Raw genomic sequence first — 26,113 nt, 5'->3', positions numbered from 1 at the left:
CTGCCCTTTTCATGTAGAACAAAAAGTGAACATATGGAGGGATGCATGAAACCCGATTCCCAATTTACCCCAGTGATTTCCCTGTCTGGCAAGCGCCTGACGAAGGACGTACCGGACCGGCATATGGCCCCACCTATGGGCGGTGCCATCCTGCGCGACGCGCTGCCCGACGCGCCCTTCGATGCGGCGGCGACGGGGTTTGTGCTGGCGTGTCTGCCCGACAGCAAGGACCCGGTGATGTGGATTCAAGACCGCATGTCGCGGCGCGAAAACGGGCGGCTTTACGGGGCTGCGTTGCGGCACTTTGGCTTCAACGGCAACATCCTGCGGGTCGAGGTCAGCCATCCCCGCGATGTTCTGTGGGCGATGGAGGAAGGGGCGAGTTGCGCGGGCCTGTCTGCGGTGGTGGGCGAAATTCACGGCGCGCCCGAGGTGCTGAGTTTCACCGCCACCAAACGGCTGGCGCTACGGGCGGAAAGTTCGGGGGTGCCTTTGTGGTTGATCCGGTCCGGCGATCACGGCGCGCTCAGTGCGGCGCGCGAACGCTGGCGGCTGCGGTCGCGGCCTTCGGGCGGCAACCGGTACAATGCCCAAGCCCCCGGCATGCCGATATGGGAGGCGGATTTGTTCCGCGCCCGTGGCCGCGCGCCCGGTGTCTGGATGGCAAGCTATGACAGGGCAGCAGGGCGACCCGCGGATCGTCTCGGTCTATTTCCCGGACCTGGCGATGGAACGCTGGCGGCGGATCATCACCCAGCATCGCACGCCACCGGCGGATGATGTGCCCGTGGTGCTGGTGCGCGAAGGGGCCCATGGTCCTGTCATTCACGCGATGAACGCAACGGCGCGCGCGCTGGGCATCGCGGGGGGCGCACGTGTGGTCGATGTGCAGGCGATCTATCCCGACTTGCATGTGGAACGGGCGGATGCGGCGGGCGATTACAAGCTGCTGGAACGGTTGGCCCATTGGGCGCGGCGCTGGTGCCCGTGGACGGTACGCGATGGTCAGGATGGCATCGTCATGGATGTCACAGGGGCCGCGCATCTGTTCGGGGGCGAAGCCGCGATGCTGCGCGACATGGCCACACGTTTCAAGATGCAGGGGCTCAGCGTACGGCTGGCCATGGCCCCCACGCGCGGGGCCGCGCAAATGCTGGCGCGCCATGGGCCTGCGTCTGTGGTGTGTGACAAGGATACGATGATGGCGCAGCTTGCCCCGTTGCCTGTGGCGGCGTTGCGGTTAAGCGATGACATGCTGCGGCTGCTGACGCGTCTGGGGTTGAAAACCATCGGCGCGCTGGCGGATGTACCGCGCGTGGCGCTGATGCGGCGGTTTTCGGGGCTGGCCGAAGATCGCAATCCGCTGGTGTTGCTGGACCGCGCCACGGGCCGCGCTGCCGATCCGCTGAACGCGCCGCCGGATGCGCAGGTCTGGCTGGCCCGCGTGCGCCTGCCCGAGCCGGTGATTGATCCGGTACCGCAACTGCCCGCGCTGGCTGATGCGCTATGTGCCGATCTGGCCAAGGGGGAACAGGGCGCACGGGTGTTGCGGCTGACGATCTACCGCGTCGACGGCGAATGGCGCAGCCGCGATGTAAGAACCGCCGTAGCGACGCGCGATCCGGCGCATCTGCTGCGGCTGCTGACCGGCAAGCTGGATGGCATCGACCCCGGTTTCGGGTTCGATCTGCTGACGCTCGAGGCGCTGCGGGTTGAACCGCTGTCGTTGCATCAGGACCATCTGGACGGCAGCCGCGATGCGGGGCGCGATGTGGCGGCTTTATTGGACCGGCTGACGGCGCGGTTGGGCCCCGAGAAAATCACATGGTCCGCATGGGTGCAAAGCCATCTGCCCGAACGGGTCGAAACCCGCGTGCCCGCGATTGCCCATAGCGCTGCGGTGGCCCCCGAGATGACCCGGGAACGCCCCTTGCGTCTGCTGGACCCGGCCGAGGAAGTCACCGTGCTTTATGCCGTGCCCGAAGGCCCGCCCGCGCGGTTTCAATGGCGGCGCGTGGCCTATCACATGGCGCGGTTCGAGGGGCCGGAAAGGATCGCGCCGGAATGGTGGCGCGACAAGCCCGGCACGCGGCTGCGCGATTATTACAAGGTCGAGGTACAGGACGGGCGGCGGTTCTGGATTTACCGGCAGGGTGTGTTGGGCGACGGGCGTGGCGGCGACCCGCTGTGGTTTCTGCACGGTGTTTTCGCATGAGGACCGCAGACCTGCACCTGCGGCCACATCCCTCCCGCTCTCCCATAAAGGGACAAGGCGATGCCGCAGAATGACGCCCTGCCACGCCGCACGATCGAGGCTGAAGACCCGTTTCAATGGCATCCGCCCAGCCCCTATGTGGAGCTGGGGGTGGCCAGTTGTTTCTCGTTCCTGCGCGCCGCGTCGGATGCGGTTGATCTGACGGCGACTGCCAATCTGCTGGGCTATGACGCGATGGGGATTGCGGACCGCAATACCTTGGCCGGTGTGGTTCGGGTGTATTCCGAGGCGGCGAAAGCCAAGATACGGCCCATCATTGGTGCAAGGTTGGTGCTGATGTGTGGCACCGATCTGCTGGCCTATCCCCGTGACCGGGATGCCTATGCGCGGCTGTCTACGTTGCTGTCCAAGGGCAAGATGGCCGATGTCGATGGCGGCTGGCAGGAAAAGGGCACCACCCATCTGACGCTTGAGATGGTCGCGGATCATGCCGAGGGCCTTGAGCTGATCGTGATGCCACCCGAGGGGTTGCAGGTGTTCGAGGCCGGATTGCCGCGCTTGCTGCGGGTCTTGCCGGGGCTGCGGCATGTGGGGGCGGCGTATCTGTACCGTGGTGATGATGTGGCGCGGATCAACCAGTTGGATCGCATCGCAAAGGCGCACGGGCTGGGAATACTGGCCACCAATGACGTGTTGTATCACGCCGCCAGCCGCCGCCCCTTGCAGGACGTCATGACCTGCATCCGCGAGGGGCGCACGATCAATACGGCGGGGTTTCTGCTGCAAACGAATGCCGAACGCTATCTGAAACCGCCGTCCGAGATGTGCCGTTTGTTCGCCGCCTGGCCCCATGCGGTTGCGGCAACGCGCAGGCTGGCGGATGCCTGTACCTTCAGTCTGGATGATCTGAAATATGAATACCCGCACGAGATCGTGCCAGAGGGACGCACCGCCCAGGAGGAGTTGGAGCGCCTGACCTGGGAGGGGGCCGCCGTGCGTTACCCGCAAGGCGTGCCCGACCGGATCAAGGCAATCATCGAAAAGGAATTCGCGCTGATCCGGTCCAAGAAGATCGCGCGGTATTTCCTGACCATCAACGACATCGTGCGCTTTGCCCGCCAGGATGCGCAGCCGCCGATCCTGTGTCAGGGGCGCGGATCTGCCGCCAATTCCACCGTTTGTTTCTGTCTTGGCATCACGGCGGTGGACCCTGCCGAACATGACGTGCTGTTCGAACGGTTCTTAAGCGAGGAGCGCGACGAGCCGCCCGATATTGACGTTGATTTCGAACATGAGCGCCGCGAGGAAGTGATCCAGTACATGTACGCCAAATACGGTCGCACGCGGGCGGGGCTTTGTGCGACGGTGATTCATTACCGCCCCCGTTCCGCCATCCGCGAGGTGGGCAAGGCGATGGGGCTGTCCGAGGATGTGACCAGCAAGCTGGCCAGCACCGTCTGGGGCAGTTTCGAGGCATCGGTGGGGGATGATCGCGTCAAGGAAGCAGGGATGGACCTGTCGGACCCGTACCTGCGCCGCGTATTGATGTTGGCGCGGGAAATGACCGGCATGCCGCGCCACCTGAGCCAGCATGTGGGCGGGTTCATCCTGACCGAACGCCCCCTGACCGAAATGGTGCCCATCGGCAACGGGGCCATGCCCGACCGCAGTTTCATCGAATGGGACAAGGATGACATCGACGCGCTTGGGATTTTCAAGGTCGATATTCTGGCACTTGGGATGCTGACCTGCATTGCCAAATGCTTTGACCTGATGCGGGCGCATTACAACGATGACAAGGAACTGGCGACCGTCCCGCCGGATGATGATGCGACCTATGACATGCTGTGCGCGGGGGACAGTCTGGGGGTGTTTCAGGTGGAAAGCCGGGCGCAGATGGCGATGCTGCCCAAGCTGCGCCCGCGTGTGTTCTATGATCTGGTGATCGAGGTGGCGATCGTGCGCCCCGGCCCCATTCAGGGCGATATGGTGCATCCGTTTTTGCGCCGCCGCCAACGGCAGGAAGGTGTCAGCTATCCGGCACCGGGGCCTGAGCATCCGCAGGACGAGTTGCTGAAGATTCTGGGGCGGACGCTGGGGGTGCCGATCTTTCAGGAACAGGCGATGAAGATCGCGATTGATGCTGCGAAATTCTCGCCCAAGGAAGCGAACGAATTGCGCAAGGCGATGGCAACCTTCCGGTCGCGCGGCACGATTGAAACGCTGCAAACCAAAATGGTCGGGCGGATGACCGAGCGTGGCTATGACCCCGAATTCGCGCAGCGCTGTTTTGACCAGATCAAGGGGTTCGGTGAATACGGCTTTCCCGAAAGCCACGCGGCCAGCTTTGCCAAGCTGGTCTATGTGTCGAGCTGGATGAAGTGCCATTATCCGGCGGCCTTTGCCTGTGCGCTGCTGAACAGCCAGCCGATGGGGTTCTATGCGCCCGCGCAGATCGTGCGCGATGCCCGTGAACACGGGGTCGAGGTGCGCGGCGTTGATGTGGATTATTCCGACTGGAACTGCACGCTGGAACCGTCTGCTGATGGCTTTGCACTGCGCTTGGGGATGCGGCAGGTCGACGGGATGCGTGAAGACGCGGCGGCGCGGATCATGGATGCCCGCGACCGGCCCTATGTCGATGTGGCCGACCTGAAAAACCGTGCGCGGCTGGATCGTGGCCAGATCCGCAAGCTGGCCGAGGCAGACGCGATGCGCAACATGGGGATCGACCGGCGTCAGGCGCTGTGGCAGGCGCAGGCGTTGAAAGACGCGCCCGATCTGCCGATTTTCACCCATGCCGATGCCCGCGATGAAGGGGCGGAACCGCCCGTGCTCTTGCCCGCGATGCCGCAAGCCGAACAGGTGGTGGCCGATTACCAGACGCTGCGCCTGTCGCTTAAGGCGCATCCGATCAGCTTTTTTCGCAGGAGTTTGCGCAAGCAGGGGTTCATTGCCGCAGGGGATTTGCCAAGTCTGAACCACGGGCGAAAAGTATCGCTGGCCGGGCTGGTGCTGGTGCGGCAAAAACCGGGCAGCGCCAAGGGCGTGTGCTTTATTACGCTAGAGGACGAAACAGGTGTGGCCAATCTGGTGATCTGGCCCAAGCTGTTCGAACATTACCGCCCCGTCATCATGTCGGCGCGGCTGCTGGTGGTGCATGGGCGGATGCAGACGGACGGGCGGGTGATCCATGTGGTGGCCGACCGGCTGGAGAACCGCACTGACCGGCTGGACCGGCTTAGCGCCGAACGCGTGCCGCAGACAACCGTGCGCGGCGATCACCCGACCCATCCGATCCCCGGACAGGTCGCCCCCAGGCAACACCCGCGCGATGTGCGGGTGATACCAAAGTCACGTGATTTTCATTAGGATTTTGCAGGCGCACCCATGAAAGCAAAGACAGGCTTGGGCGCGTTGTCAGCTTTGGGATGAAACGTGTTTTCGGGGTAGATGAAGCCATTGATCGGGTAAACGCTGCCGTAAGAGTCGGACTGGCTTTCCAAACGGACATCGGACCAATCGTTGCCCGCAGACACGTCGATCACGCTCATCCGCAGGGAGATCTTGTTGCGCTTCCAATTGGCGTGGTCGACCAGAACCTCGCGGGGGGAAACCACTTCGGATACCACAGCAACATGGCCCATAGGATTTCGACGTGTTCCTTTGAACGCCATGACCGCGCCAACAGCTGGTTTCTTGCCGCGGGCGTATTGCCCGTTCGCCTGGTTCCACCAGGTGTTCGCATTGCCGCGGATGTTCACGCCACTGGCGTTGCGCGCAAAGGGCACACACCAGACGCGGGCCCCTTTGGATTGCAAGGCGCGTACTTCCTGAATCGCCATGGCGTGAAGATCGGGGTTAATCCCAGCCGAGGAAATGGTCTGAAGCTCGGCCGGTGCGCGCGCGCAGCCAGCAGCGAAAAGCATGCCTACCAGAAGAAATGGAATGCCGAATTTTGTCGCCAAGGCGTGTTTCACGCTCATTTGCTGTCCCCGATGGTTGTTAGCCTGTGCTTTACCGTCCCCGCAAAGCTCGGGCGACTTTTGTCGATTTTTGACAAAGATCAAAGCAGTCCGTTAACCAACGGCAAAAATCCGCCGCTTTTGTTACAAATTGTTAATCGGCGGGAACCATTTGTAATCCACCGATTTTCACGATCAGGTCCAGAACCTCGGCCACGCCCTTGTCTGATTTCATCGCGGCAAAGACAAACGGGCGGTCGCCGCGCATACGTTTCGCGTCACGGTCCATCACATCCAACGACGCCCCGACATAGGGCGCGAGGTCTGTTTTATTAATGATCAGGATGTCCGACTTGGTGATTGCGGGGCCGCCCTTGCGGGGGATTTCCTCGCCTGCGGCCACGTCGATGACATATAAAGTGATGTCGGCCAGTTCGGGGCTAAATGTGGCCGACAGGTTGTCGCCGCCCGATTCGATCAGGATGCAGTCCAGATCGGGGTGTCGCTCCTGCATCCGTGCGACAGCGGCCAGATTGATCGACGCATCCTCGCGGATTGCGGTGTGCGGGCAGCCGCCGGTTTCGACCCCGATGATTCTGTCCTGGGGCAACACCTGCATCCGCATCAACGCTTCGGCGTCTTCCTGGGTGTAGATGTCGTTGGTGATCACGCCAATGGACCAGCGGTCACGCATGGCCCGACACAGGGCAGCCGTCAGCGTGGTTTTACCCGCACCAACAGGTCCGCCGATTCCGATCCGCAAAGGGCCATGAGGTGAGGTCATGTCTGGAACATCCTTGAGTAAAGCGTTTCATGTTGCATCGAGGCAATGTCGGCCAGAAAACAGGCGCTGCCGATGTCGTCAATGGTCTGGGTCAGCGCGGTTTCCACGGTCTGCTGGCACAGGGGGGCAAGGGCGGTGATCACACGTTGCCCGTCGGTTTGCCCCAAAGGCACGGCCCGGATCGCGGCAGAGACCAGCGCGCTGACGAAAGCATGCAGGAACATCTGGGCCGCGTCTTGCAACGGCAATCCTTGCGCCGCACAGGCCGCACCGAATGCCACGGGCAATGTCAGGTCAGGCAGGTCATGCCCCCAGACGTCATTGACCACCCGCACAAAGGCAGCGCCCTGTTGTGCGGTTTCAGTCAACCGTTCTGATGACGGTGCCAAGGCACGCGCCAGCGCATCAACGTCCTTCACCCCTTCGCCACGGTAGCCAGCGCCAAGCAGGATCGCGTCGGTCCGGCCAGCGCCGTGGGTGATAATGCCGCCAAGCCACGCTTGCAGGGACGTGGCCTCATGGATCGTGCCATCATGCACGGCCATTTCCAGCCCGTGGCTATAGCTGAACGCGCCAATGGGAAAACTGGGCGACAGCCATTGGGCCAGCGTTATCAGCGCCTGTGTCTGCATCAATGCGCGTGGCTGTGGGTGCGCCCGTGGCCATAGGCGCCGCCTTCGGGAATGAAGGGTTCCGACACATCGCGCAGGGTCGCGCCCAGCTTGCCCAGCATGTCGCGGATCACGTGGTCGTTCTGGATCAGCAGACGTGTCGGTTCGACCTGACAGGGGCAATGACGGTTCCCGATATGCCACGCCAGCCGCACCAGATCGTCGCCGGTGATCTCTAGCAAGGCTTCCTCGGCCGCGATGACCTCGATCAGTTTGCCGTCTTCCAGTTGGAACGCATCCCCGTGGTTCAGCGATTCCGTATGCGGCAGATCGACAAGGAACCCTTGGTTACGGGCGGTCAGCAGGCGTTTGCGGCGCAGGAACCGTTCGTCATAGGTCAGCACACAGCAGTCATGGGCATCATCCCAATGGCCGCTGCGCTTGATGGTGTGGGCGGGGGTAAGGTCGGTCATATCGGGCCTCAGAACATGAAATAGCGTTGTGCCATGGGCAGGGTTTCGGCGGGTTCGCAGGTCAGCAATTCACCGTCTGCGCGTACCTCGTAGGTTTCGGGGTTCACCTCGACCTTGGGGGTGGCAGAATTGTGGATCAGGTCGGATTTCCCGATATTGCGGGTGTTCTTGACCGCGATGGTCTGCTTGGACAAGCCCAGCTGATCGCGCAACCCGTTTGATTGCGCGGCCTCAGAGATGAAGGTCACTGCGCAATGCTGTAACGCGCTGCCATAGGCCCCGAACATGGGGCGGCTATAGACGGGCTGCGGCGTGGGGATCGACGCATTCGGGTCGCCCATTTGCGCCACGACGATCATGCCCGACATCAGCACCATTTCAGGTTTCACGCCAAAGAAGGCGGGGTTCCACAGCACCAGATCGGCCTTTTTACCAACCTCGATGGACCCGATTTCGCGGCTGACCCCATGGGCGATCGCAGGGTTGATCGTGTATTTCGCGATGTAGCGTTTGACGCGGAAGTTGTCGTTATCGCCGGTTTCTTCGGGCAGACGCCCGCGCTGTTTGCGCATCTTGTCTGCGGTTTGCCATGTGCGGATCAACACCTCTCCCACACGGCCCATCGCCTGACTGTCGCTGGCGATGATCGAAAACGCGCCGATGTCATGCAGGATATCTTCGGCGGCAATCGTCTCGCGCCTGATCCGGCTTTCGGCAAAGGCGACGTCTTCGGGGATCGATTTATCAAGGTGATGACAGACCATGAGCATGTCCAGATGCTCTTCCAAAGTGTTTACCGTGAAGGGGCGCGTCGGGTTGGTGGACGACGGCAAGACGTGTTCTTCGCCGCAAATCTTGATGATGTCCGGCGCGTGGCCACCGCCCGCACCTTCGGTGTGAAAGGCGTGGATCGTGCGGCCTTTCATGGCGGCGAGCGTATGTTCGACAAAGCCGGATTCGTTCAACGTATCGGTGTGGATCATCACCTGCACGTCCATGTCATCGGCCACCGACAGGCAGCAATCAATCGCGGCAGGGGTGGTGCCCCAATCCTCGTGCAGTTTCAGGGAGCAGGCCCCGCCGTTTACCATTTCGATCAAGGCACCGGGTCGGCTGGCGTTGCCCTTGCCGGACAGGCCGATGTTCATCACCACACCGTCCATGGCCTGCAACATCCGCCCGATGTGCCAGGGGCCGGGGGTGCAGGTGGTGGCCAGTGTGCCGTGGGCAGGGCCGGTGCCGCCGCCGAAGCAGGTGGTCACGCCGGAATGCAGCGCGTCTTCCATCTGCTGGGGCGCGATAAAGTGGATGTGGCTGTCGAACCCGCCTGCGGTCAGGATGCGACCCTCGCCGGCGATAATCTCGGTTCCCGGCCCGATGATGATATCGACATTAGGCTGCGTGTCGGGGTTGCCCGCCTTGCCGATGCCAGCGATGCGCCCGTCTTTCAGGGCGACGTCGGCCTTGTAGATGCCGGAATGGTCCACGATCAGCGCGTTGGTGATCACGGTATCGACCGCGCCATTTGCGCGCGTGACCTGAGACTGCCCCATCCCGTCGCGGATCACCTTGCCGCCGCCGAATTTCACCTCTTCGCCGTAGGTGGTCAGGTCGCGTTCAACTTCGATGATCAGATCGGTGTCGGCCAGACGCAGACGGTCGCCCGTGGTCGGCCCATACATCGCGGCATATTCAGAGCGGGGGAGTTTGGTGGTCATGGTCGATCTCTTTCCTCTTTGCGCGTTAAAGCGCGCCCATCACTGCGGCGTTGAAACCGAAAACCTTGCGATCACCTGCCAGCGGGATCAGTTGAACCTCGCGGCGCTGGCCGGGCTCAAAACGCACGGCGGTGCCTGCCGCGATGTCCAGACGGCAGCCATGTGCGGCGGCGCGGTCGAAATCCAATGCGGGGTTGGTTTCGGCGAAATGATAGTGGCTGCCTACTTGTACGGGGCGGTCGCCGGTGTTGGCGACCATCAGCGTGATCGCGTCGCGGCCTGCGTTCAGGGTGATGTCCCCCTCGGCGCAAAAGACTTCGCCGGGGATCATTTGCCTGCCGCCGCTTTGGCTTTGAGACGGGCGCGCAGGGCGATGGCGGCAGCGGTGCCGATCACGGCCAGACCCATGAAAACCGGCATCCATTCGGCACCGTGGGGTGCAAGGTGCAGACCGGGGTGGGCAAGGGCAGGAGAGGCCAAAAGCAGCGCGGGCAGGATCATCAGATGTTTCATATCGGGGCCTTTCTAGCGGATAGGATTGTGGACGGTGACCAGCTTGGTGCCGTCGGGAAATGTGGCTTCGACTTGCACGTCGTGGATCATCTCGGGGATGCCTTCCATGCATTGGTCGCGGGTGATGACCTGGGCACCGGCCTGCATCATGTCGGCGACACTGCGGCCATCACGCGCGCCTTCGACGACGGTGTCGGTGATCAGGGCGATGGCTTCGGGGTGGTTCAGTTTCACGCCACGGGCCAGGCGCTTGCGGGCGACCTCGGCTGCCATGGCGATCAGGAGTTTGTCTTTTTCACGGGGGGTTAGCTGCATGTCAAAGCATCCATGTTTTGGGTGGGGCCGCGCCCTGCAGGCGGGCAATGATCGGCACCAAGGACTGGCGCAGGATGTAACTGTCGGGGGCAAGAACGCGCGCATACAGCACGCCGGGCCGGATCAGGCTGGCCCCGGCGGTTTTCGGAAGCAGCGCGCGCAGGGGGTTCAGCGCCGCTTCGGCATCGGTGGCGGCATAGATGACGCTGGCCATGGCGAACTGGCCGCGTGCGGTGGCCGGGCCGGATAGTTGCGCTGCAATATCGCCTGACAGGCGCACGGCATCGGCAAAGATTGGCACACCATCGCGGCGAAGGGTGATGTTGTCGGCAAAGCTGCCCTTGGTCAGGGTCTCGCCCATCGATACACGGCCAAAGACCAGCGGTTCCACCCCAAAGAACGTGGCATCGGGGGCCAGATCAACCTCCAGCCGGCGGTGCAGCGCGGACCCGTTGAACAGGATCGTTTCCTGCGGCAGCCAGTCAATGCGCGCATCCTTTGCGACGTTAAGGGTCGTGGTCAGCCGTGCGGGTGCGCCGGGTTGGGCCAGATAGACGCGTTCGGCGGCTTGCGAGGTCAATGTCAGACGGCTGCCCGTACCGGCCTCGGCGTCGATCGACAGGCGGTCGCCCCCCGTCATGCCGCCCGAGGTGTTCAGGAATACGCCGGTCAATCCTGCCGCATTCGCGCGGGGAAACAGCGCCTTGAGGCATCCCGATTGATACAGATCGCCAATAACAGAGGCAGCGCCATAGGTTTTGCTGACCACGCGCAGCGTGCCCAACGCACGGGGCTGGGTCTGCACCTGTGATGCCAGATCGGTATGGGATGCGATGTTGATGGGCCCCTCCGCGGTGGCGTTAAAAACCAGATTATGGTTAGCGGGATTCGCAGTGGGGGCGATGGCAAACAGAACCTGTCGGCCAATAATCGGGCTGTTTTTTTGACGCGTGCACAAATTTTAGGCGCGTTTCGGTCGGCCTAGGGTTGGCTGACAAACCGCTGACGATAGGCCGAGGGCGTCTGCCCCTGGAGCGCCCGAAACCGTCGGGAGAAGTAGGACGGATCGGCAAACCCCAACCTGTAACCCACTTCGGCCACCGTAAGTTGGGTAAAGGCCAGCAGGCGGCAGGCTTCCTGGATTGTGCTTGCCTCGATATAGGCTGATGCCGACATGCCGTTGGTTGTGCGGCACAGGCGGCTTAGGTGTCCGGTGCTGAGGCCCATTTGCGCCGCATAGTCCCGCACGCGCCAGCCTGCGGTTTGATGTTCGGCAATCAACTGGTCAAGACGCGCCAGCCTGTCATCGCGTTTCGTCCCTTCCTGACCACTGGGGGCGGGGCCAAGCGCGGCTGTCTTTGACAACACCGCATGGGCCAGCCCGACCGCTGTCTGGGTTCGATAGGGCAGAGCGTCTGCCAATGATCGGTCGAGCAAGGCCATCAGGGCCAGCAATGTCGCATCGGGGGTCGCGACAAACGGCAAGGACAGACCCCGCGCCACATCTTCGGTTGCGGGTAGAATGCTGCGGAGAATGGAGACCGGAAAGGACTGAACCATGCCTTGGGTGTTCGGGGCAAAGGCAAAACTGTGAACGGCCTGCGCAGGGACATAGAAGAGCTGGTTATCGGATAAATCAAAATCCAGCCCGTCAACCACGGCCTTTGCGCGGCCTGTTTGAATGAAAAACACCTGGGCCAATTGGGCATGGCGGTGCGGGGCAATGTGCCAGCCATGCTCGGGGGCGCGGTCTTTGATATGTTCGCAATGTACCACATCAGGAAAGGCCTCGGTCTCTCCATAAAGTTGATAATCAGGGATAAGGGCCATTTGCGTCATGCACGATAAGTACCAGAGATTGCGCAATTGGTCCATTCACGCAATGCAAGGCTGGGGGTACATCTGTTTGAATTCATCCAAAGGGGCAGCACTATGAAAACCGAAGTCGTCATTATTGGCGGGGGGCCATCCGGCCTGTTGCTGTCGCAGCTTTTAAACCGGGCCGGCGTCGATACCGTGATCCTGGAGCGCACCAGCCGTGAGCGGGTTTTGGCGCGCATCCGTGCTGGCGTGCTTGAGGATGGAACGGTCAATCTGTTGCGCGAGGCAGGCGTGGGTCATCGCATGGACCGCGAAGGATTGCCGCACGAAGGCTGCTATCTGACCGATGATGATCTGATGGTGCGGATCAATTTCCACGAACTGACCGGCAAAAAGGTAATGGTCTATGGCCAGACCGAAGTCACCGCCGATCTGTATGACGCGCAGGATACGATGGGCACCACGATCATTCACGATGTCGAAGATGTGGTCATTAGCGACGTTACAACCGACGCGCCCTTTGTCGAATACAGCCTGAATGGCGCGCGTCATCGTGTCGACTGCGCCTATGTCGCGGGATGTGACGGATTTCACGGGGTCAGCCGCCAAACCATCCCTGCCGACAAGCGCGAGGAATTCGAACGGGTTTATCCGTTCGGGTGGCTCGGCGTTCTGTCGCGCACGCCGCCTGCCAATCACGAACTGATTTATGCCAATTCGCGCCATGGTTTTGCGCTCGCCTCCATGCGCAATGAAAACCTGTCGCGGTATTATGTGCAGGCCCCGCTGACCGACAAAGTCGAAGACTGGAGCGATGACCGTTTCTGGGAGGCGTTGAAAATGCGCCTGCCAAAGGAAACCGCCGATGCTTTGGTGACCGGTCCGTCGATCGAAAAATCCATCGCGCCGCTGCGGTCGTTTGTCAGTGAACCCCTGCGGTGGGGCAATCTGTTTCTGGTCGGCGATTCTGCCCATATCGTGCCGCCCACGGGGGCCAAGGGGCTGAACCTGGCCGCGTCGGATGTGTATTATCTGCATGACGCGTTGATCGCGGCGCTCAAGAAAAAGGACATGTCCGGTGTCGATGCCTATGCTGATCGGGCGCTGGCGCGGATCTGGAAAGCAATGCGCTTTAGCTGGCAGATGACGACAATGCTGCACCGGTTCGACGGCGAAGACAGCTTTGCCGCGCAGATGCGCAAGGCAACCCTAAGCCACCTGTCGCAAAGCGAAACAGCGCGGCGCGATCTGGCCGAAAATTACATCGGCTTGCCATTCTAAGCCGGATACACACGGCACCAATGAAAAAGCCCGGCCTTTGGAAGTTTCCAGAGACCGGGCTTTCGTTTTTCTGAGCTTAACGGTTAGCCGCGGATCATCACCTTGCCCGCGCGGCCCGGTGTCAGGGCGGCTTTCATGGCGTCAGACACGTCATCAATCGCAAAGACCCCGCCGTCTTCCAGCACCAAGTCGCCTTTGGCGACCAAGGTGACCAGTTCGGTGATCAGGCGTTTGCGCTCAGCCGGGTCCATCTCCTTGCTGATGCGCGCACCCCAAAATCCCTTGACGGTGATGTGCTTCATGATCAACGCGCCCGACGACAGCGGCATTGGCGCGCCTGTGGCAGTGCCGAAAACAACCAGTTCGCCATCAACGCCCAGCAGATCAACCAGATCAGCCGATACATCGCCACCGACAGAATCAATGGCTGATACCGCGCCAGCATCGCCGACAATTTCACGCGCCTTTTTCTGCCAATCGGCACCGGATGTGGACAGGACGTTTTCGATGCCCATATCCGTCAACTCTTGCACGGCCTCGTCGCGGCGCACGAGGTTCAACAGATTGATGCCACGTGCTTTGGTCAGCGTCACCATGATCTTGCCAACAGCGCCGTTTGCGGCGGTCTGGATGATCCAGTCGCCTTTTTTCGCCTTCAGGGTTTCCAGCAGGGAAATGGCGCTGAACGGCATCGCGATCAGCTGCGCACCCGCCGTGTCAGAGATCATATCGGGCAGGGGCAGCACGCCATCGGCAGGGGCTAGGAAATATTCGGTCCAAGTGCCGTGAACGCCCGCGATTGAGACGCGTTTGCCAATCATTAGGGCATCAACGCCCGCACCAACGGCTTCAATCGTGCCAAGCGCTTCGGACCCGCCGATGGCACCGGGAAGATCGGGCTTGTAGCCATAGGTGCCGCGGATCGTCCACAGATCGTGGTTGTGGATCGGCGACAGGGTCATTTTGACCAAAACTTCGCCAGCGCCCGGGGTTGGTGCGTCGATTTCAGTGGCTTTCAGAACTTCAATTGGTTCGCCGAATGTATCGTGGATTGCAGCTTTCATAGCGGTGTCTCTTTTCTTTAAATTAGGATTTTGAAAGGGTTTTGTTCGTCTCTGACAGCGCCTGTCTGAGCGGGATTTCATTTCGCGACAGTTTGGCAAGAATCGCGGCCCCCAGCCATTTTGCATAAAGCATTTGGGCGGTTGCCTGTGGATCGTCGACGGCGATCAGGGAGCCGTCTTTCGCCCCTAGAATCAGCAGCGCGGCGATTCTGTTGACCAAGGCGGTGACGCCCTTATCAAGCACCTGCCGCATGTCTTCGGACAGGTCGGCGACTTCGGCCCCCAGTTTGACGACCAGACATTGACTGGCAATGCCTTCGGACCCCGCCTGCGTCAGCCACGCCGTCCAAAAGGCGGTCAGCTTGTCATGGGCGGACCCTTGGGTGGCGCAAAGCGCGTCAATCCGCGCAAGGTAATCGGCGACATAGTCGGTCAGCAGGGCGTGGCCGAATGCTTCCTTTGAGGGGAAGTAATAATAGAACGACCCTTTGGGTACGCCGCTTTCCTTGAGGATTCGCGCCAGCCCGACCGCGCCAAAGCCGTGCTTGCTGATCAGCGCACGGCCGGAGGTCAGGATTTTCTGTCGCGTGAGGTCTGATTTCTTTTGCTCTGCCATGAGGGGCAGATAGGAAGTAATGGACCAGTCGTCTAGTGTTGGCGCGGAAAAGATTATCATAAATCTGCCGCGACACAATTTTAGTGGGGAACATACCAGCCGTTAGCCAAGATGGCGGAGCGTGTCCGGGATATGATGCAAAGGTAATGGTGGAGCCTAGCGGGTGATCCGCTAAAAATCCCAAAACTTATATTTTCCAGTGTGTTAAGCCAGCATGGCCACATTAAAGTTAACCAGTTTTGTAAACCACTTCAAGGACGAATTCAAAAAGTACATCCGAGGAGCTTAAAGCAAGTATTTGTCGGATGGATTGTCCTCCTCAGTCCCTCTGAGCAGGCCTGAGTGCGCCAGTCAAACTGTTGCGATAATTGTGATGCGCGATGCTTGCGGCCTCTCCCGTTAGTCAGTGAAAACTTGCTAGCAGGAGAGCGATGCAAAGTTTGATAAAAAATGTGGGCTTTGTTCCGTCAGCAGGATTATGCAAATATCATTTTATTCGAGATAGAGTAATGCCTGTCATGTCGATCTTTGTGGGGGAAAAAGTTTGAAAATATTGATGCCGCTAGCGTTTGCGGTCGTGGTCTCTTTCCCTGTTGGAGCTCAGGATCTGGGGAGAAGCCTGCTTTTGGGTCTGGGTAGCAGCGCAATGGAGAAGGGTGGGGAGCTAATCGAGGGTGCTCCTGAGAAATTCGATGATTTCATGAAGTCGACTGTAGAAGGTAGAGAATTCTCTTCGAACAGTGCGTGCCTTGGTTTCCTACAAGTATCGATTAACGCTGGAACGGTGATGGCAAACATACTTTCCTTCTCTTCCGTCAAAATTTTTGAGGACAGCCGAGGGCCAGTCGCTCAGTTCAGAATGCTGATAAACGGAGAAAAGCTTCACGTTGAAGCATTTTGTAGCGATAGCGCAATGAAAGCTGCCATTCTGCCTTGGGGCAGCGGGTCTGAATCTCCCCGGAAGGTTTCGAAATCGTCTCTCGATGCCGTAGCTGGCTTGCTTCTGCTATTAGAAGCCCAAGGAGCTTTTGATAGAGAAGCTTCGTCCTCTGAGCCTATCCAATCTGCTGAAACGCCAAAGCCAAAGCCCATCAGTCCTGAGCTCTCAGAACCTGCAAAAGGGCGAAACTTAGAAACAAATGGCGTACCTGATGAGTTGGATCACCGGTTGGCAGCACCGACTGCGCCATATCTGCCTAGCGAGGCTTCGTTGTCTCCTGAAGAAAAGCAAGCGTTCCTCTTAGCGGTGTCTGCTTGCTGGACCGTAGGATCCCTTTCGTCCGAGGCACTCCGCACCACGGTCACGGTCGAGATGGCTATGAAACCGGACGGTACGCCTATCGCTGGTTCCATACAACTTGCTAGCAGTTTTGGCGGCTCAGAAGCTGCCGTAACCCAAGCTTTCGAAGCTGCCCGTCGCAGTATTATAAGATGTGGTGCTAGGGGCTTCCCACTACCGGCTGAGAAGTTTGACGCCTGGAAGGAAATGACTTTAATGTTCAATGCAGAGAGGATGCGGATTGAGTAAGAGAGTCCGTTTCATGCATATAATACATATTCTTGTCGGTTTCGCACTCCTCACCTTGAGGCCAAATTTTGCTTATCCGGATGAGGTTCCAGAAAGTGCCGCGGGTGAGTTCAAATTGGCCCAAGCCTACTCCTGCGGGAAAACTTGCGGGCAGGTAAGCAGCTGCAAGGAAGCCGTTTATCAATGGTGTATATGTGGGTACGCTCGCGCTGATGGTGATAACGATGGTGTGCCATGCGAAAAGCAGTGTGGGCAGAGCTCAAGTAAAAACCTTGAACGGGTGAACGCTTTCCGAAAGGAGCTTGGTTGTCGTTAGCCCCGAAAACACATTTCCATTGTGGAAGTAAGTCCGGTCTGCATCCCGATGTTCTTATCGCTTCATCTCAAGCTGGATATACATTCGCCGTAAAAGTTCAGTTGGTTGCTGGCACCCTGCTGCCAGACATCAACGTTCGCTGGTTCGCGCAACACGTACTGATACATAGTGCCTGTTCGATCATCAGTAGCGGATATGAACATCGACCCAATCGTTAGGGGCAACGGGACTCGGTCGCCAATCTGAACAGTGCTAATTTCTTCGGAAGAGTTTCCTCGAAATATAAACTGCATCAGTGGAAGGTTTTGAAACTTACAGGAAACTACCACGGGGTCTTGAGCCGCCCAGCACGGTGACGCCAGTGTTATGAACACCGCGATCTTGGATAGCCATGTGACTTTCAATTCGTATCCAGCCTTTCCAGCATCTACATTTATTCCACCTAACGTATCAATTGCTACCAGCTCATCGCAATGTTGAACAGTTTTCCATCGATTTTTTCCCACCAATTTTCGTGCGTATTGCGCTTCCGTTTCCGAAGCAGAACTATGTCATGGTCAGGATTCATGAGGCGAGGGGTTGTCCACGCCGTCTTTGTTGGAAACGGTCTTAACCGAACATTGATCCAGCAGCATCACGCTGCATTGCAGCTTCGCCGAAGCAGTCATGCAAAATCGATAGAGCCGCGTCGAAGATCTGTTGTAGCTTAAGTCATCTAACGTGGACTGTGGCGTCATAGCCCAAAGACATAAGAGATTTCGATGTTCGTCCGTTCCGGGGTGGGAAACGATCCGGTAGTGCCCAACCGACGAGTTCGCCCAAAGCGCTGATTCCGAGGCCTTCGATTTTCCATTTCGGGTCATGAACAGCGGTCCAGAGGCGCTCCGGCAATTGCGCCTCTGCACCGCTATATAGGATGAAGTTCAGGAGCTGCTTAACGTCGTTGCCGCCTGCGGACTTGTCGCCCCAAATCCGTTTCGAGAGCGCGTCGACCTTTTCTGGTATCGTGTACTTTGTCCCGTCCTCTCGAAGACCGACAGCTTTGTTGGCCACTCGTCGGGCGTAATCCTTGATGGAATGTATGCCCATGCAGACCTCACGAAAATCGCTATAGTCCATTTCGTCGATGGCCTCGGCAGTGAGCGCCTCCCGAAGCATAGGGGCGGTAGAATTCAACATTACGTCTTCTTCCCAAGGAGCTTTTGAGAGGCTACGCCACCAGCTTATGGCTTCGGCGACCGCAGTATCAGGGTTCTTCCTGTTCCGTTCGAAATGCTCGGTATAGAGTGCTCTGCGTCCATCAAAGGTGCGTTGGTAATAATGTGCATGTAGGAATTGGTCGCCTTGAGCACCGGCTGGCGCATCCGCGTCGACCCATGAAGGTCTGTTCTCAGGCTTGCTCACAAGATTTCCGATGTCACGAAGCTGTTGAAGCGTTGAATGCCACTCCTCCAGAAATGCGGCGCGTCGGCGGTCCGTGGCCTTTTTCTTCCCGGTTTGAACGAGCCCCGACCATTTGTTGAAACTGGGGCTATTCCAGAACTCCTCAGAAGGCGGCTTCGAGCTGGCTATCTGCTTTGCACGCTTCAGCATGACGGCGAGCAACTCCTCCGTCAGCGGCGTCGAGTTCCGATCGAGCACGTTGAAGAGTTCAAGTATATCGTCCGCCATCTCGTCGGTGATTTCTGCTTCCGGAAAGAAGCACCCTGCTTCGACGTTCTTGTACCAGGCACTCGCGGTGAGGTTCGCAGAGCCGATATACAGGCCGTATTCGCGCCACCAGATTACCTTTGCATGGTGATGCTGAACGAGACGGCATTGGAATCTTGCAGATTTCCGATCCAGGAACGTCGATAGGATGGAAGGTTTGACTGGAACGCCTTCGTCGAGGCGACCGTAAAACTTAAGCGGGATACCGTTGTTCCAACACCAGTCGAACAGAAGGTCCATTTCCGTAACGTATGCGACCGCTGCCAAAACCTCTTGCGTCTCAGTCGCCGCATTCAGCGTGATGTTGGTGAGATAGTTTCCGTTAATGCCGCCCATCATCAGTTGCATGTTGACCTCATATCAGTGGTTATTTGTTCTGACTGACCTGAGCCGACCGTCCAAGTGTCGCGTTGGATGCTGCTGCACGCCCCGTCAAACCGGACCTTGGTCATTTGTGTAGGATTTTCAAAATGCGAATGAGGGCAGCGAGGACGCGGCTGCTGTGGGACAGCGGAGGATGAGTATGCAAAATGTTTGGATGAGTTGACAGCGGCCTCGAAATTGGCCCTTGTGCGCTCTTGCAAGTGCACGAAGTCGAGGTGCATCAGTCTTTCGCAAAGGCCACAATAAAGACGTTGGGGCCGGTCAACGGTTCCGAAGTAGTCCAGAATAGTTTTTTCAGTCATAGCTTTACTCACTATGCATTTTATGTGTTCAAAGCTAGGGTGCCTATTTGATCGAAAAGCAACATATTTGCCTTGCTGCGGATACCCTCTTTTGCGTACCCCATGGGGACCTGACCGCTAAAAAGGAGGCAATCCTCCAAAGTAGGATCGGATATCCCTGTAAATTTTCTTAGTTCATCAAGATTTCCACGCAGGGCGGATGCTCGGTTGAGATGCTTAAGCAAGAGGTCCGGTTTGCCCTTTGCATCCAATTCACCTCGAAAACTTGACAACTGTTCGGCGATTTCTCCAGGCGTCTTTCGGTACATAAGATCCTTGCACTCAATAGCAATCACGCGGCGACTTTGTTCGTCCCATGCAAGAACATCCACGTCACCTAGTCGCTTGATGTTGCCGAACTTCTCATCCTCAGATCGACCCAAAATCTGTGTAACGCCAACATCTGACTTTGCTGTCCAACCCAATTCACGGAGCCTTCCAGCCACTTGATCGTTGAAGCTACTTTTATCCTTCACCGAACCATTCCAACGCAGCATTTCCTTCGTGCGAATTTGAATTTCGCGGAATTCGGCTTCCCAGTACCGAACGAAAGTATACTCACCACCATCGCCGACCATCCCTGGCCAAAGATAGATTTCAGGATCCTCTACGTCGCTAAGTTGGATCAATGGACGCCGAAGGACACTTAGCAAACGACGGAACTTCCAAGGTTGGCGATCAAGATCAGTAAATCCTTCAGGAGCGATCCTCCAGTCTGATCTTGGGAGCAGAGAGAGTTCATGAAAAATTTGATCCAAATGCTGCTCCAGTTCCGGTTTTAGGTCCAGAACCCTCCGGGTAAGCTCCGACTTTCGAACCACAAAGCACGCTTTTTCCTCGGCCAGCCCCACCTCTTCACAAGCAACTACAAAAGCTCCATGTGCTTCAATAGGGAAGCCAAGCTCGCATTCCCATGCCTTTGAAAACTGTTCTTTTTCGGCCAAAAACCCCTTATCCAGCTCGCCAGTCTTTTCCTTAGGTGCCAAAAAGTGATCCCCATAACCTTGAATGCTTCGCTCAACTCTGGATTTCATACCAGCTTGACCGAACGGGACGACAACCTCCTCGAAAAAGTCATGGTTAGCTAGGACATCGCCGAGCGCCGCCACCACAAGTGTTGGTTCCATCGCGCCGTAGTGGATTGCGTCAGACCATCCCCCAAATTCAATAATCTCAATCATCATCGCCATGGACTGTGCGAGATCAAATTCGCCAAACGCATCGCCATCGTCGAGGCTGCAAACGCAGTTAGCAACTTCGACTAGAACACGCGATGACTGAAAAACTGCGTTAAGCTTCGACTGGTGCTTGAGTATTTCCTCCAATGCGCGTCCTTTCTCCTCGTGCAATGCACTGACAGCAGCGGCGGTTCTTTTCCAAGTCTCTTGGTCGCACATTGCAGCTTCATGGTTAGTGATAAGCCTTTGCAAAACAGACTTCTTCTCAAATTTTCTTAAGAAATCGATCAGCTTATTCTCGAGAAGTTCAACCAATTGGCGCAGATAGGCCGTACACTCTGCTTTTCCTTGTATGTTTGCGCCCAGTTTGCGGTCACGGACCTTCCAACCAAGGAAAAGCTTGAGAGTGCTCGTGTCGGCATCGTTTATGAATACTGGTTTTCGAGGGAGTTTGTGATGAACAAAATCGCGAAAACTCGCTGCAGGGAAGGCGTGCGTTTGACGCACACGGTTGTTCGGAACAATTAAGTTTAGCAGATCCTCAAATTGCTCTGCGGCCAACGGCTCAGCTGCGAGTTGAGAAACTCCGAGGCAAGCTGCCCTCACCCACGCTCTTTCGGCAACATTATCTTCATTGAAGAAGGCATCTTCAAATCTGCGATTGGCTTTCACGGTTACCACCGCTTCGCCGGTTTGAGCACTTACTGAAAGAGTTTCCCTCAGCTCATTTTCTGAGAACGGCTTAGGCTGCTCTGCCAGGCCAGCCATTGCACCATCAAAGGTTGCATTGATTTGCAATCGATTTGGCGGTTTGTGCTGTTGTTCAAGTGCACCAAATGCTTGGGCAATTCGAGGCAACCATGTAGACAGCATCCTCCAACGTTCAGAGATCGCATCTCTCGGACTACCCTCAACACCACTTACCTGGGTCCACCATTCGATGCCCCGATCCTCGAACAGTAACGCCGGAAGGCTCTCGTTGCTTAGCATGTCTGCATATAGAGAAATGGATCGATCTTCTTCGCTCAACGAGCTGGACGTGCGTCTGACCAAAGTCCAACTGCCATCAAGCTTGCAGGCAGAATGAACATCGGCTTCTTGTTTCGATTGATGTCGCAATGTGCGCAGCGCGTTTTGATCGACCATGATCAAACCGGCACCTCCGTCCCCGAAGGTATCTGGAACCTGATTGTGTGGTACCAAGTGGCCGCCAAGTTGCTCTCGCCAAGCAATCAGATTGAGCAGACCATTGATATTGAAGAGTTCAATTCCAGCTCCCGAAACCTGCCGTTCAGCATCCTTCAGCCGCCATAGTGAAATCGGTGAAAAGCTGTGCTTGTTAGAAAGAACTTCAAAGTCGTGCACAGAGAGAAAGTCTACGTCCCAGTCTTCAACTTCGAACACGCTGGCAGCAAGATTGATGCCTCGCCCGACGCCACAGTTTACTATTATGCTTATGCCAGATTTGAAGTCATCGCTTTCTTCAGCTTTCGCTTTAGCCAGTTTAATGTGATCGAGGATCGCGGCGGATGTATTGGGCTGGTCCTTGTGCCACCCGCCAAACCCTGTTTCTTCAAAGCCCCGCAGATTGTCCATGAAAAACAGAATGTGAAGCGCTCTCCCGTCGTCCACCCAGCGGAACACACTTGCCATGAGAGTGTCACCGGCGGGCGTAAATTCTAGCTGAATTCGACCAAATTCTCCGAGAAAAGGTATCAAGTTCAGTCGCTTTGAGTACTCATAGGCTAAAGCCTTTAAGAAGGTGTCCAGCCCGTAGGCTTTGACAATCATCTCGAAAACAAAGCGACGAATGCTGCCGCTGACTGCGGTCGGAAGCAGCAGGAAAGTATTGCTGTCCTTATGGCCTACGGGCCAACGTTCGAGGTCGTTGTGAAGAAGGTTCTGTTTGAGGAGTTTTGCTCTTGCTGATGGACCAAATCCAAACTCGCCAAGGTCGTCGAGCTTTATACCCAGATCATCAAGATCTGCCGAGCTAAACGTAAGACATTTTCTCAGCTCCGGTATTCGTTCAGCATCTTGTGGTGTGAGCTTTGCCTGTGGTCTCTCGTTCCCCAGCTGGTTTCTGGACAAACCGGCGCGTTTGCAGGCTTCATTTGACAAGGTCAACAGTGCGTAGACTGGATCCCTAATCACATCGTAGCTTTCGTTTTTGGGAAGACTGTCGACCAATTGCATGAATACCTGCAGGAAGTATCCAGTTCCTTCACTTAGCCCCTCAAGTACGAGGAAATTGCCACGCATAGTGCTGATGTTACTTACGAACACATCTTCAGCTGGATCTTCTTGTCTAGCGACGATGCCATTTTCCATGTCCCCATAAAGTCTGCGGAAATCCTTCTGTTTGAGCCTGTTTTTGTCGCGACCAAGCGCCAAAGCTAAATTGACCAAGGTCTCGATCCGATAAGTGGAACTTTGGAGGTTTTCATTCAGCAAAAGAGCGGCGAAGGAAAGTGCAGTAGCGAGCGGGTCCGAATCTTCCAAAACAGCAAAGGTACCTTTGTATTGCTTTCTTAAGTCTTCAAACGCTCCAGTGTTTTGGTTCTCTTCAAGGTTTTTGGGCATTGGCGATATAGGGAACATGAATTCTGCCACTAGGTTGGAGGATACGGGCACTACCCTTACGCGAGTGCTTGAAAAAAAATAAGCTCTTTGTAGGTATATTTTTTCGCCTGCAATCAGAGATCTGTGAATGGCTGCTTTGGAACCTCATCGAATTACATTGCGCACCGCAGCGAAAGTCCGGTTTTCGCCGATTGTGTTGAAAAACTCTTTGCTGCAACTGCAAATTTCTGAAATGCGGAAACCTGTTCCCCGACGAGCTAATTGCGCCCCGGAATGCCGCCGAAATTTCCATATTTTGGAATTTTGTTCTGCCAAATTTGGGCCCAATGCGCTGAAGGAGAGTTTTTCAACACAATCCGCCCAACTCACAACAAAGCCCCGGCTGCATTCCCATCAAACAATCCAGCATCCCGAACATATCGGGCCAGCATCACGTCGGACGCATGACCTGTCTGTGCGCGGACCTTGTATGTGGGAACCCCAGCTTTGATGGCGCTTGTGGCAATACCCGCGCGGAGACTGTGGCCGCTGTAGCCCTCAGGTTCGATCCCCGCCGTAGCCAGCCGATCCCGGAGAATTGTCGAAACGGCATCTGGTCTCAGCGTGGAACCTCGCACGTTGCCGTGACGGTCTACGGGACGGAACACCCTGCCACCTGGCCCTGAGAGGGCTTGCCGCCATCCAGAGAGAGCCGCCACAGGGCAGTGACGTGTCCTCCCTAAAGGTATACCGACCTTGCGGCCTTGGCCTGTCTGATCCGCCTTAGAGCGGCGGAGATGCAGGATTATGCCTTCGCGCACATCTTCGATGTCTGAGATGTCTAGCCCGGTAAGTTCTGAAGACCTGAAGCCCCCAGCCCAGCCGATCAGCAGCAATGCGCGATCTCTGAGAGAGCGAGGGTCATCCTCTAAGGCGTCCAGAACCAAGAATAGGTCTTCACGCAGCAATGGCCGTGCTTGAGCTTGCGCTGTGCCTTTGACCCGCTTGATCCCTCGCAGCGTCGCGCGCACCAACTCCTTGCGGCAGGGGTTCGGCCAGCCGTTTGCCGCGTGAGCCTTGCTTAGGGTCGCAACACGGCGGGAGAGAGTGGCAGGGGCAAGGATTTCGGCGTGTTCGGCAAGGTATCGTGCAACTGTCTCGGGTGAAGCCGGGAGTGTACCGCCCCAAACTGTGAAGTGGGCCAGATCAGCCCGATAGGCCTGACGTGTGTTCTCCGAAAGGCTTTCGCGGATGAAGTGCTCAACCGCATCATCCCCTCTCAAGGTGGTGCAATTTGAACCGTTTGTGACCCGGGATAAGAAAGGATTATGCCGGGTTAGGATCATATCCTCAGCCATGCTTTGGTCCCCCCATGATGTATTTGCGGCATTCGTTTAAGTCTGGGACTGCGGATCGCGTGAGCCTCAACAACTGATCTGCTTGGTCTAGGTCTATCCCAAGGCATTCACGCTCCATTTGCGAACGTAGCATTTGCCCCTTTGGGCCATCGCTGCGATTTCGCAGCAACCCACTTTCCACCCGAAAGACAGCCTCCCCAAGTAGCCGCGTTCTGCCTGCTACTGGGAAGCTATCCCGGAGATATCTTGCGGCCTCGCTTTGACCCGCCAAAAGATGGCGAATGCTCGCCTTGCCTTCTCGGGTAAACATATCAAGCGCCCAACCCGGAAGGCCTGCGATATCGATCTCTTCTGGCATTTCGTCGTCAGGATTAAATTCGTTGACGCCATTTTGCTGGGACAGCAACGCCATGAACAACGGCAGCAATGTTCCAGTGCGCTTGCTACCTTCCTGCGCCATCCACGTTATTGACGGGCCAACCCCAGCGGCATTCAAAAACTTCTCTAGAAAGAGATGTTTTGGCTCTGTGCAATTAACTGCACACATATCGGCGGCTATACATCTGGTCGTCATATCTTGGCAGGCAGCTACCACTGTCAATAATCTCTCCTCCGACATCCCAGCCAGCTTTCGCCTTATGTCCGAGCTTTTGGGGTGATCAACTATGACACACAGCATGTCATCCGCTGCGCGACTTTTCGAGGATAACGCAAGGTCTGTCGCTAGCCCCGATGCCACGCGAGCCTCCCCGCCTAGCGACCGGCGGAAGATTTTTCCCTGCAGTGCAAGAGTGACCTGTCCCACTAGAGACAGGTTTGCCAGCCCGATGTCTTCAAAAGCGATAATCCCCAGCCTGCGCCAAAGCCGGGCGGGGTCAGATTGCAGAAGTGACGAGGTTGCGAGTTTGACGCGCGGTACATCACCCCGGCGGATTGCTTTTTGTAACAAACTGGCCGCTTGCCAGCGTGACATTGGTGCCGGGGATTTGCAGCCAGGTATTGGCCAAGTTTGTGCACGTTCCATCAAAAGTTTTTCGAAACGGTGAAAGGGTGAAATTGACGGCATGGGCTCCTCCTTGAGCAGGGGAGCAGAACCATTGTGCCCTCGTATTTCGTACCTTTTTGGACGATGCAGGGAAGCAAAAAGCGATCATAGTGCCGGGTATTTTCGGCGTAATTATTCCGGGAAATTTTCGCCGGGTTGGGCGTCTAAATATCCGCCTGATACCGACCTTGCTCCGAAATTTACGGGGCCTGCGTTTGCGCATCAAAAGTGTCCCGAAATCAGCGGCGAACTCCAACGGCTGCGAAGCTTGGGTAAATCTGCGCCTGAAGTCTCTCTGTTGGATGTCACTTAAAA

At 57.3% G+C, this 26,113-nt stretch carries 21 protein-coding genes; 5 read left to right on the top strand and 16 right to left on the bottom strand.

Translation table 11 applies throughout. The features are described from left to right. Nucleotides 1-45: 45 nt before the first annotated feature. Genes HGT1_RS16250 through HGT1_RS16240 form a run of 3 tightly spaced genes read left to right on the top strand, consistent with a single transcriptional unit; the run spans nt 46 to nt 5,587 of the window. On the top strand, nt 46-780 hold the full coding sequence (locus HGT1_RS16250; RefSeq protein WP_176251009.1) for an ImuA family protein: 735 nt from the start codon (nt 46-48) through the stop codon (nt 778-780). Then, nucleotides 671-2,215 (top strand): DNA polymerase Y family protein, encoded by a 1,545-nt coding sequence (locus HGT1_RS16245; protein WP_255200246.1) that lies wholly within the window; start codon nt 671-673, stop codon nt 2,213-2,215. Before HGT1_RS16250 ends, HGT1_RS16245 begins: the two co-directional genes overlap by 110 nt. Before the next feature lie 60 nt (nt 2,216-2,275). Continuing rightward, nucleotides 2,276-5,587 (top strand): error-prone DNA polymerase, encoded by a 3,312-nt coding sequence (locus tag HGT1_RS16240; protein WP_176251008.1) that lies wholly within the window; start codon nt 2,276-2,278, stop codon nt 5,585-5,587. Here the strand turns inward: HGT1_RS16240 and HGT1_RS16235 are convergent. The 10 genes from HGT1_RS16235 to HGT1_RS16190 form a co-directional block, all read right to left on the bottom strand. Then, complete coding sequence (locus HGT1_RS16235; RefSeq protein WP_176251007.1) at nt 5,584-6,201, bottom strand: CHAP domain-containing protein; 618 nt, start codon at nt 6,199-6,201, stop codon at nt 5,584-5,586. The genes HGT1_RS16240 and HGT1_RS16235 overlap by 4 nt on opposite strands. Nucleotides 6,202-6,334: 133 nt before the next feature. Continuing rightward, nucleotides 6,335-6,964, bottom strand: coding sequence for an urease accessory protein UreG (gene ureG / locus HGT1_RS16230; RefSeq protein WP_176251006.1), 630 nt, complete (start codon nt 6,962-6,964; stop codon nt 6,335-6,337). Then, on the bottom strand, nt 6,961-7,596 hold the full coding sequence (locus HGT1_RS16225) for an urease accessory protein UreF (protein WP_176251108.1): 636 nt from the start codon (nt 7,594-7,596) through the stop codon (nt 6,961-6,963). The genes ureG and HGT1_RS16225 overlap by 4 nt, the downstream gene beginning before the upstream one ends. Then, a complete protein-coding gene (locus HGT1_RS16220; RefSeq protein WP_176251005.1) occupies nt 7,596-8,048 on the bottom strand; it encodes an urease accessory protein UreE in 453 nt (150 codons plus the stop codon). The genes HGT1_RS16225 and HGT1_RS16220 overlap by 1 nt, the downstream gene beginning before the upstream one ends. A gap of 8 nt (nt 8,049-8,056) precedes the next feature. After that, nucleotides 8,057-9,766, bottom strand: coding sequence for an urease subunit alpha (ureC, locus tag HGT1_RS16215; RefSeq protein WP_176251004.1), 1,710 nt, complete (start codon nt 9,764-9,766; stop codon nt 8,057-8,059). 25 nt (nt 9,767-9,791) lie between these two features. Next, nucleotides 9,792-10,097: an urease subunit beta gene (locus HGT1_RS16210; protein ID WP_176251003.1), complete on the bottom strand. Its 306-nt coding sequence runs from the start codon at nt 10,095-10,097 to the stop codon at nt 9,792-9,794. Next, nucleotides 10,094-10,279 (bottom strand): hypothetical protein, encoded by a 186-nt coding sequence (locus HGT1_RS16205; RefSeq protein WP_176251002.1) that lies wholly within the window; start codon nt 10,277-10,279, stop codon nt 10,094-10,096. The genes HGT1_RS16210 and HGT1_RS16205 overlap by 4 nt, the downstream gene beginning before the upstream one ends. Nucleotides 10,280-10,291: 12 nt before the next feature. Further along, nucleotides 10,292-10,594 carry an urease subunit gamma gene (locus HGT1_RS16200; protein ID WP_008227618.1) on the bottom strand — a complete coding sequence of 101 codons (303 nt, stop codon included), beginning with the start codon at nt 10,592-10,594 and terminating at the stop codon, nt 10,292-10,294. A 1-nt stretch (nt 10,595) separates the two neighbouring features. Continuing rightward, nucleotides 10,596-11,399, bottom strand: coding sequence for an urease accessory protein UreD (locus tag HGT1_RS16195; protein WP_375708114.1), 804 nt, complete (start codon nt 11,397-11,399; stop codon nt 10,596-10,598). A 176-nt stretch (nt 11,400-11,575) separates the two neighbouring features. After that, entirely contained in the window at nt 11,576-12,424 is an 849-nt protein-coding gene (locus HGT1_RS16190) for a helix-turn-helix domain-containing protein (protein WP_255200245.1), read from the bottom strand. Nucleotides 12,425-12,526: 102 nt separating this feature from the next. Between HGT1_RS16190 and pobA the strand changes: the two genes are divergently transcribed. Next, on the top strand, nt 12,527-13,696 hold the full coding sequence (gene pobA, locus HGT1_RS16185) for a 4-hydroxybenzoate 3-monooxygenase (RefSeq protein ID WP_176251000.1): 1,170 nt from the start codon (nt 12,527-12,529) through the stop codon (nt 13,694-13,696). A gap of 83 nt (nt 13,697-13,779) precedes the next feature. Here pobA and HGT1_RS16180 read toward each other — a convergent pair whose 3' ends face one another. Both HGT1_RS16180 and HGT1_RS16175 read right to left on the bottom strand, forming a co-directional pair. Continuing rightward, a complete protein-coding gene (locus HGT1_RS16180; protein WP_176250999.1) occupies nt 13,780-14,760 on the bottom strand; it encodes a zinc-binding dehydrogenase in 981 nt (326 codons plus the stop codon). 22 nt (nt 14,761-14,782) lie between these two features. Continuing rightward, entirely contained in the window at nt 14,783-15,436 is a 654-nt protein-coding gene (locus HGT1_RS16175) for a TetR/AcrR family transcriptional regulator (protein WP_308791278.1), read from the bottom strand. Between the two features lie 484 nt (nt 15,437-15,920). Between HGT1_RS16175 and HGT1_RS16170 the strand changes: the two genes are divergently transcribed. Continuing rightward, nucleotides 15,921-16,904, top strand: coding sequence for a hypothetical protein (locus HGT1_RS16170; RefSeq protein WP_176250998.1), 984 nt, complete (start codon nt 15,921-15,923; stop codon nt 16,902-16,904). A 1,027-nt stretch (nt 16,905-17,931) separates the two neighbouring features. On the opposite strand, the gene HGT1_RS16165 is transcribed toward HGT1_RS16170, so the two are convergent. The 4 genes from HGT1_RS16165 to HGT1_RS16150 all read right to left on the bottom strand — a co-directional run bounded on the left by HGT1_RS16165 (nt 17,932) and on the right by HGT1_RS16150 (nt 25,819). Then, nucleotides 17,932-19,278 (bottom strand): phospholipase D family protein, encoded by a 1,347-nt coding sequence (locus tag HGT1_RS16165; RefSeq protein WP_176250997.1) that lies wholly within the window; start codon nt 19,276-19,278, stop codon nt 17,932-17,934. Nucleotides 19,279-19,636: 358 nt separating this feature from the next. Next, nucleotides 19,637-23,434, bottom strand: a complete 3,798-nt coding sequence (locus tag HGT1_RS16160) for a hypothetical protein (RefSeq protein WP_176250996.1) — start codon at nt 23,432-23,434, stop codon at nt 19,637-19,639. Between the two features lie 347 nt (nt 23,435-23,781). Continuing rightward, on the bottom strand, nt 23,782-24,741 hold the full coding sequence (locus HGT1_RS16155) for a site-specific integrase (protein ID WP_255200251.1): 960 nt from the start codon (nt 24,739-24,741) through the stop codon (nt 23,782-23,784). Between the two features lie 4 nt (nt 24,742-24,745). After that, nucleotides 24,746-25,819: a hypothetical protein gene (locus tag HGT1_RS16150; RefSeq protein WP_176250995.1), complete on the bottom strand. Its 1,074-nt coding sequence runs from the start codon at nt 25,817-25,819 to the stop codon at nt 24,746-24,748. Nucleotides 25,820-26,113: the final 294 nt, after the last annotated feature.

This window comes from Sulfitobacter sp. HGT1, from assembly GCF_013282155.1.
Taxonomy (GTDB): Bacteria; Pseudomonadota; Alphaproteobacteria; order Rhodobacterales; family Rhodobacteraceae; genus Sulfitobacter.
Note: the sequence above shows the minus strand (reverse complement) of the source record. Positions and strands in the feature narration are given on the sequence as shown.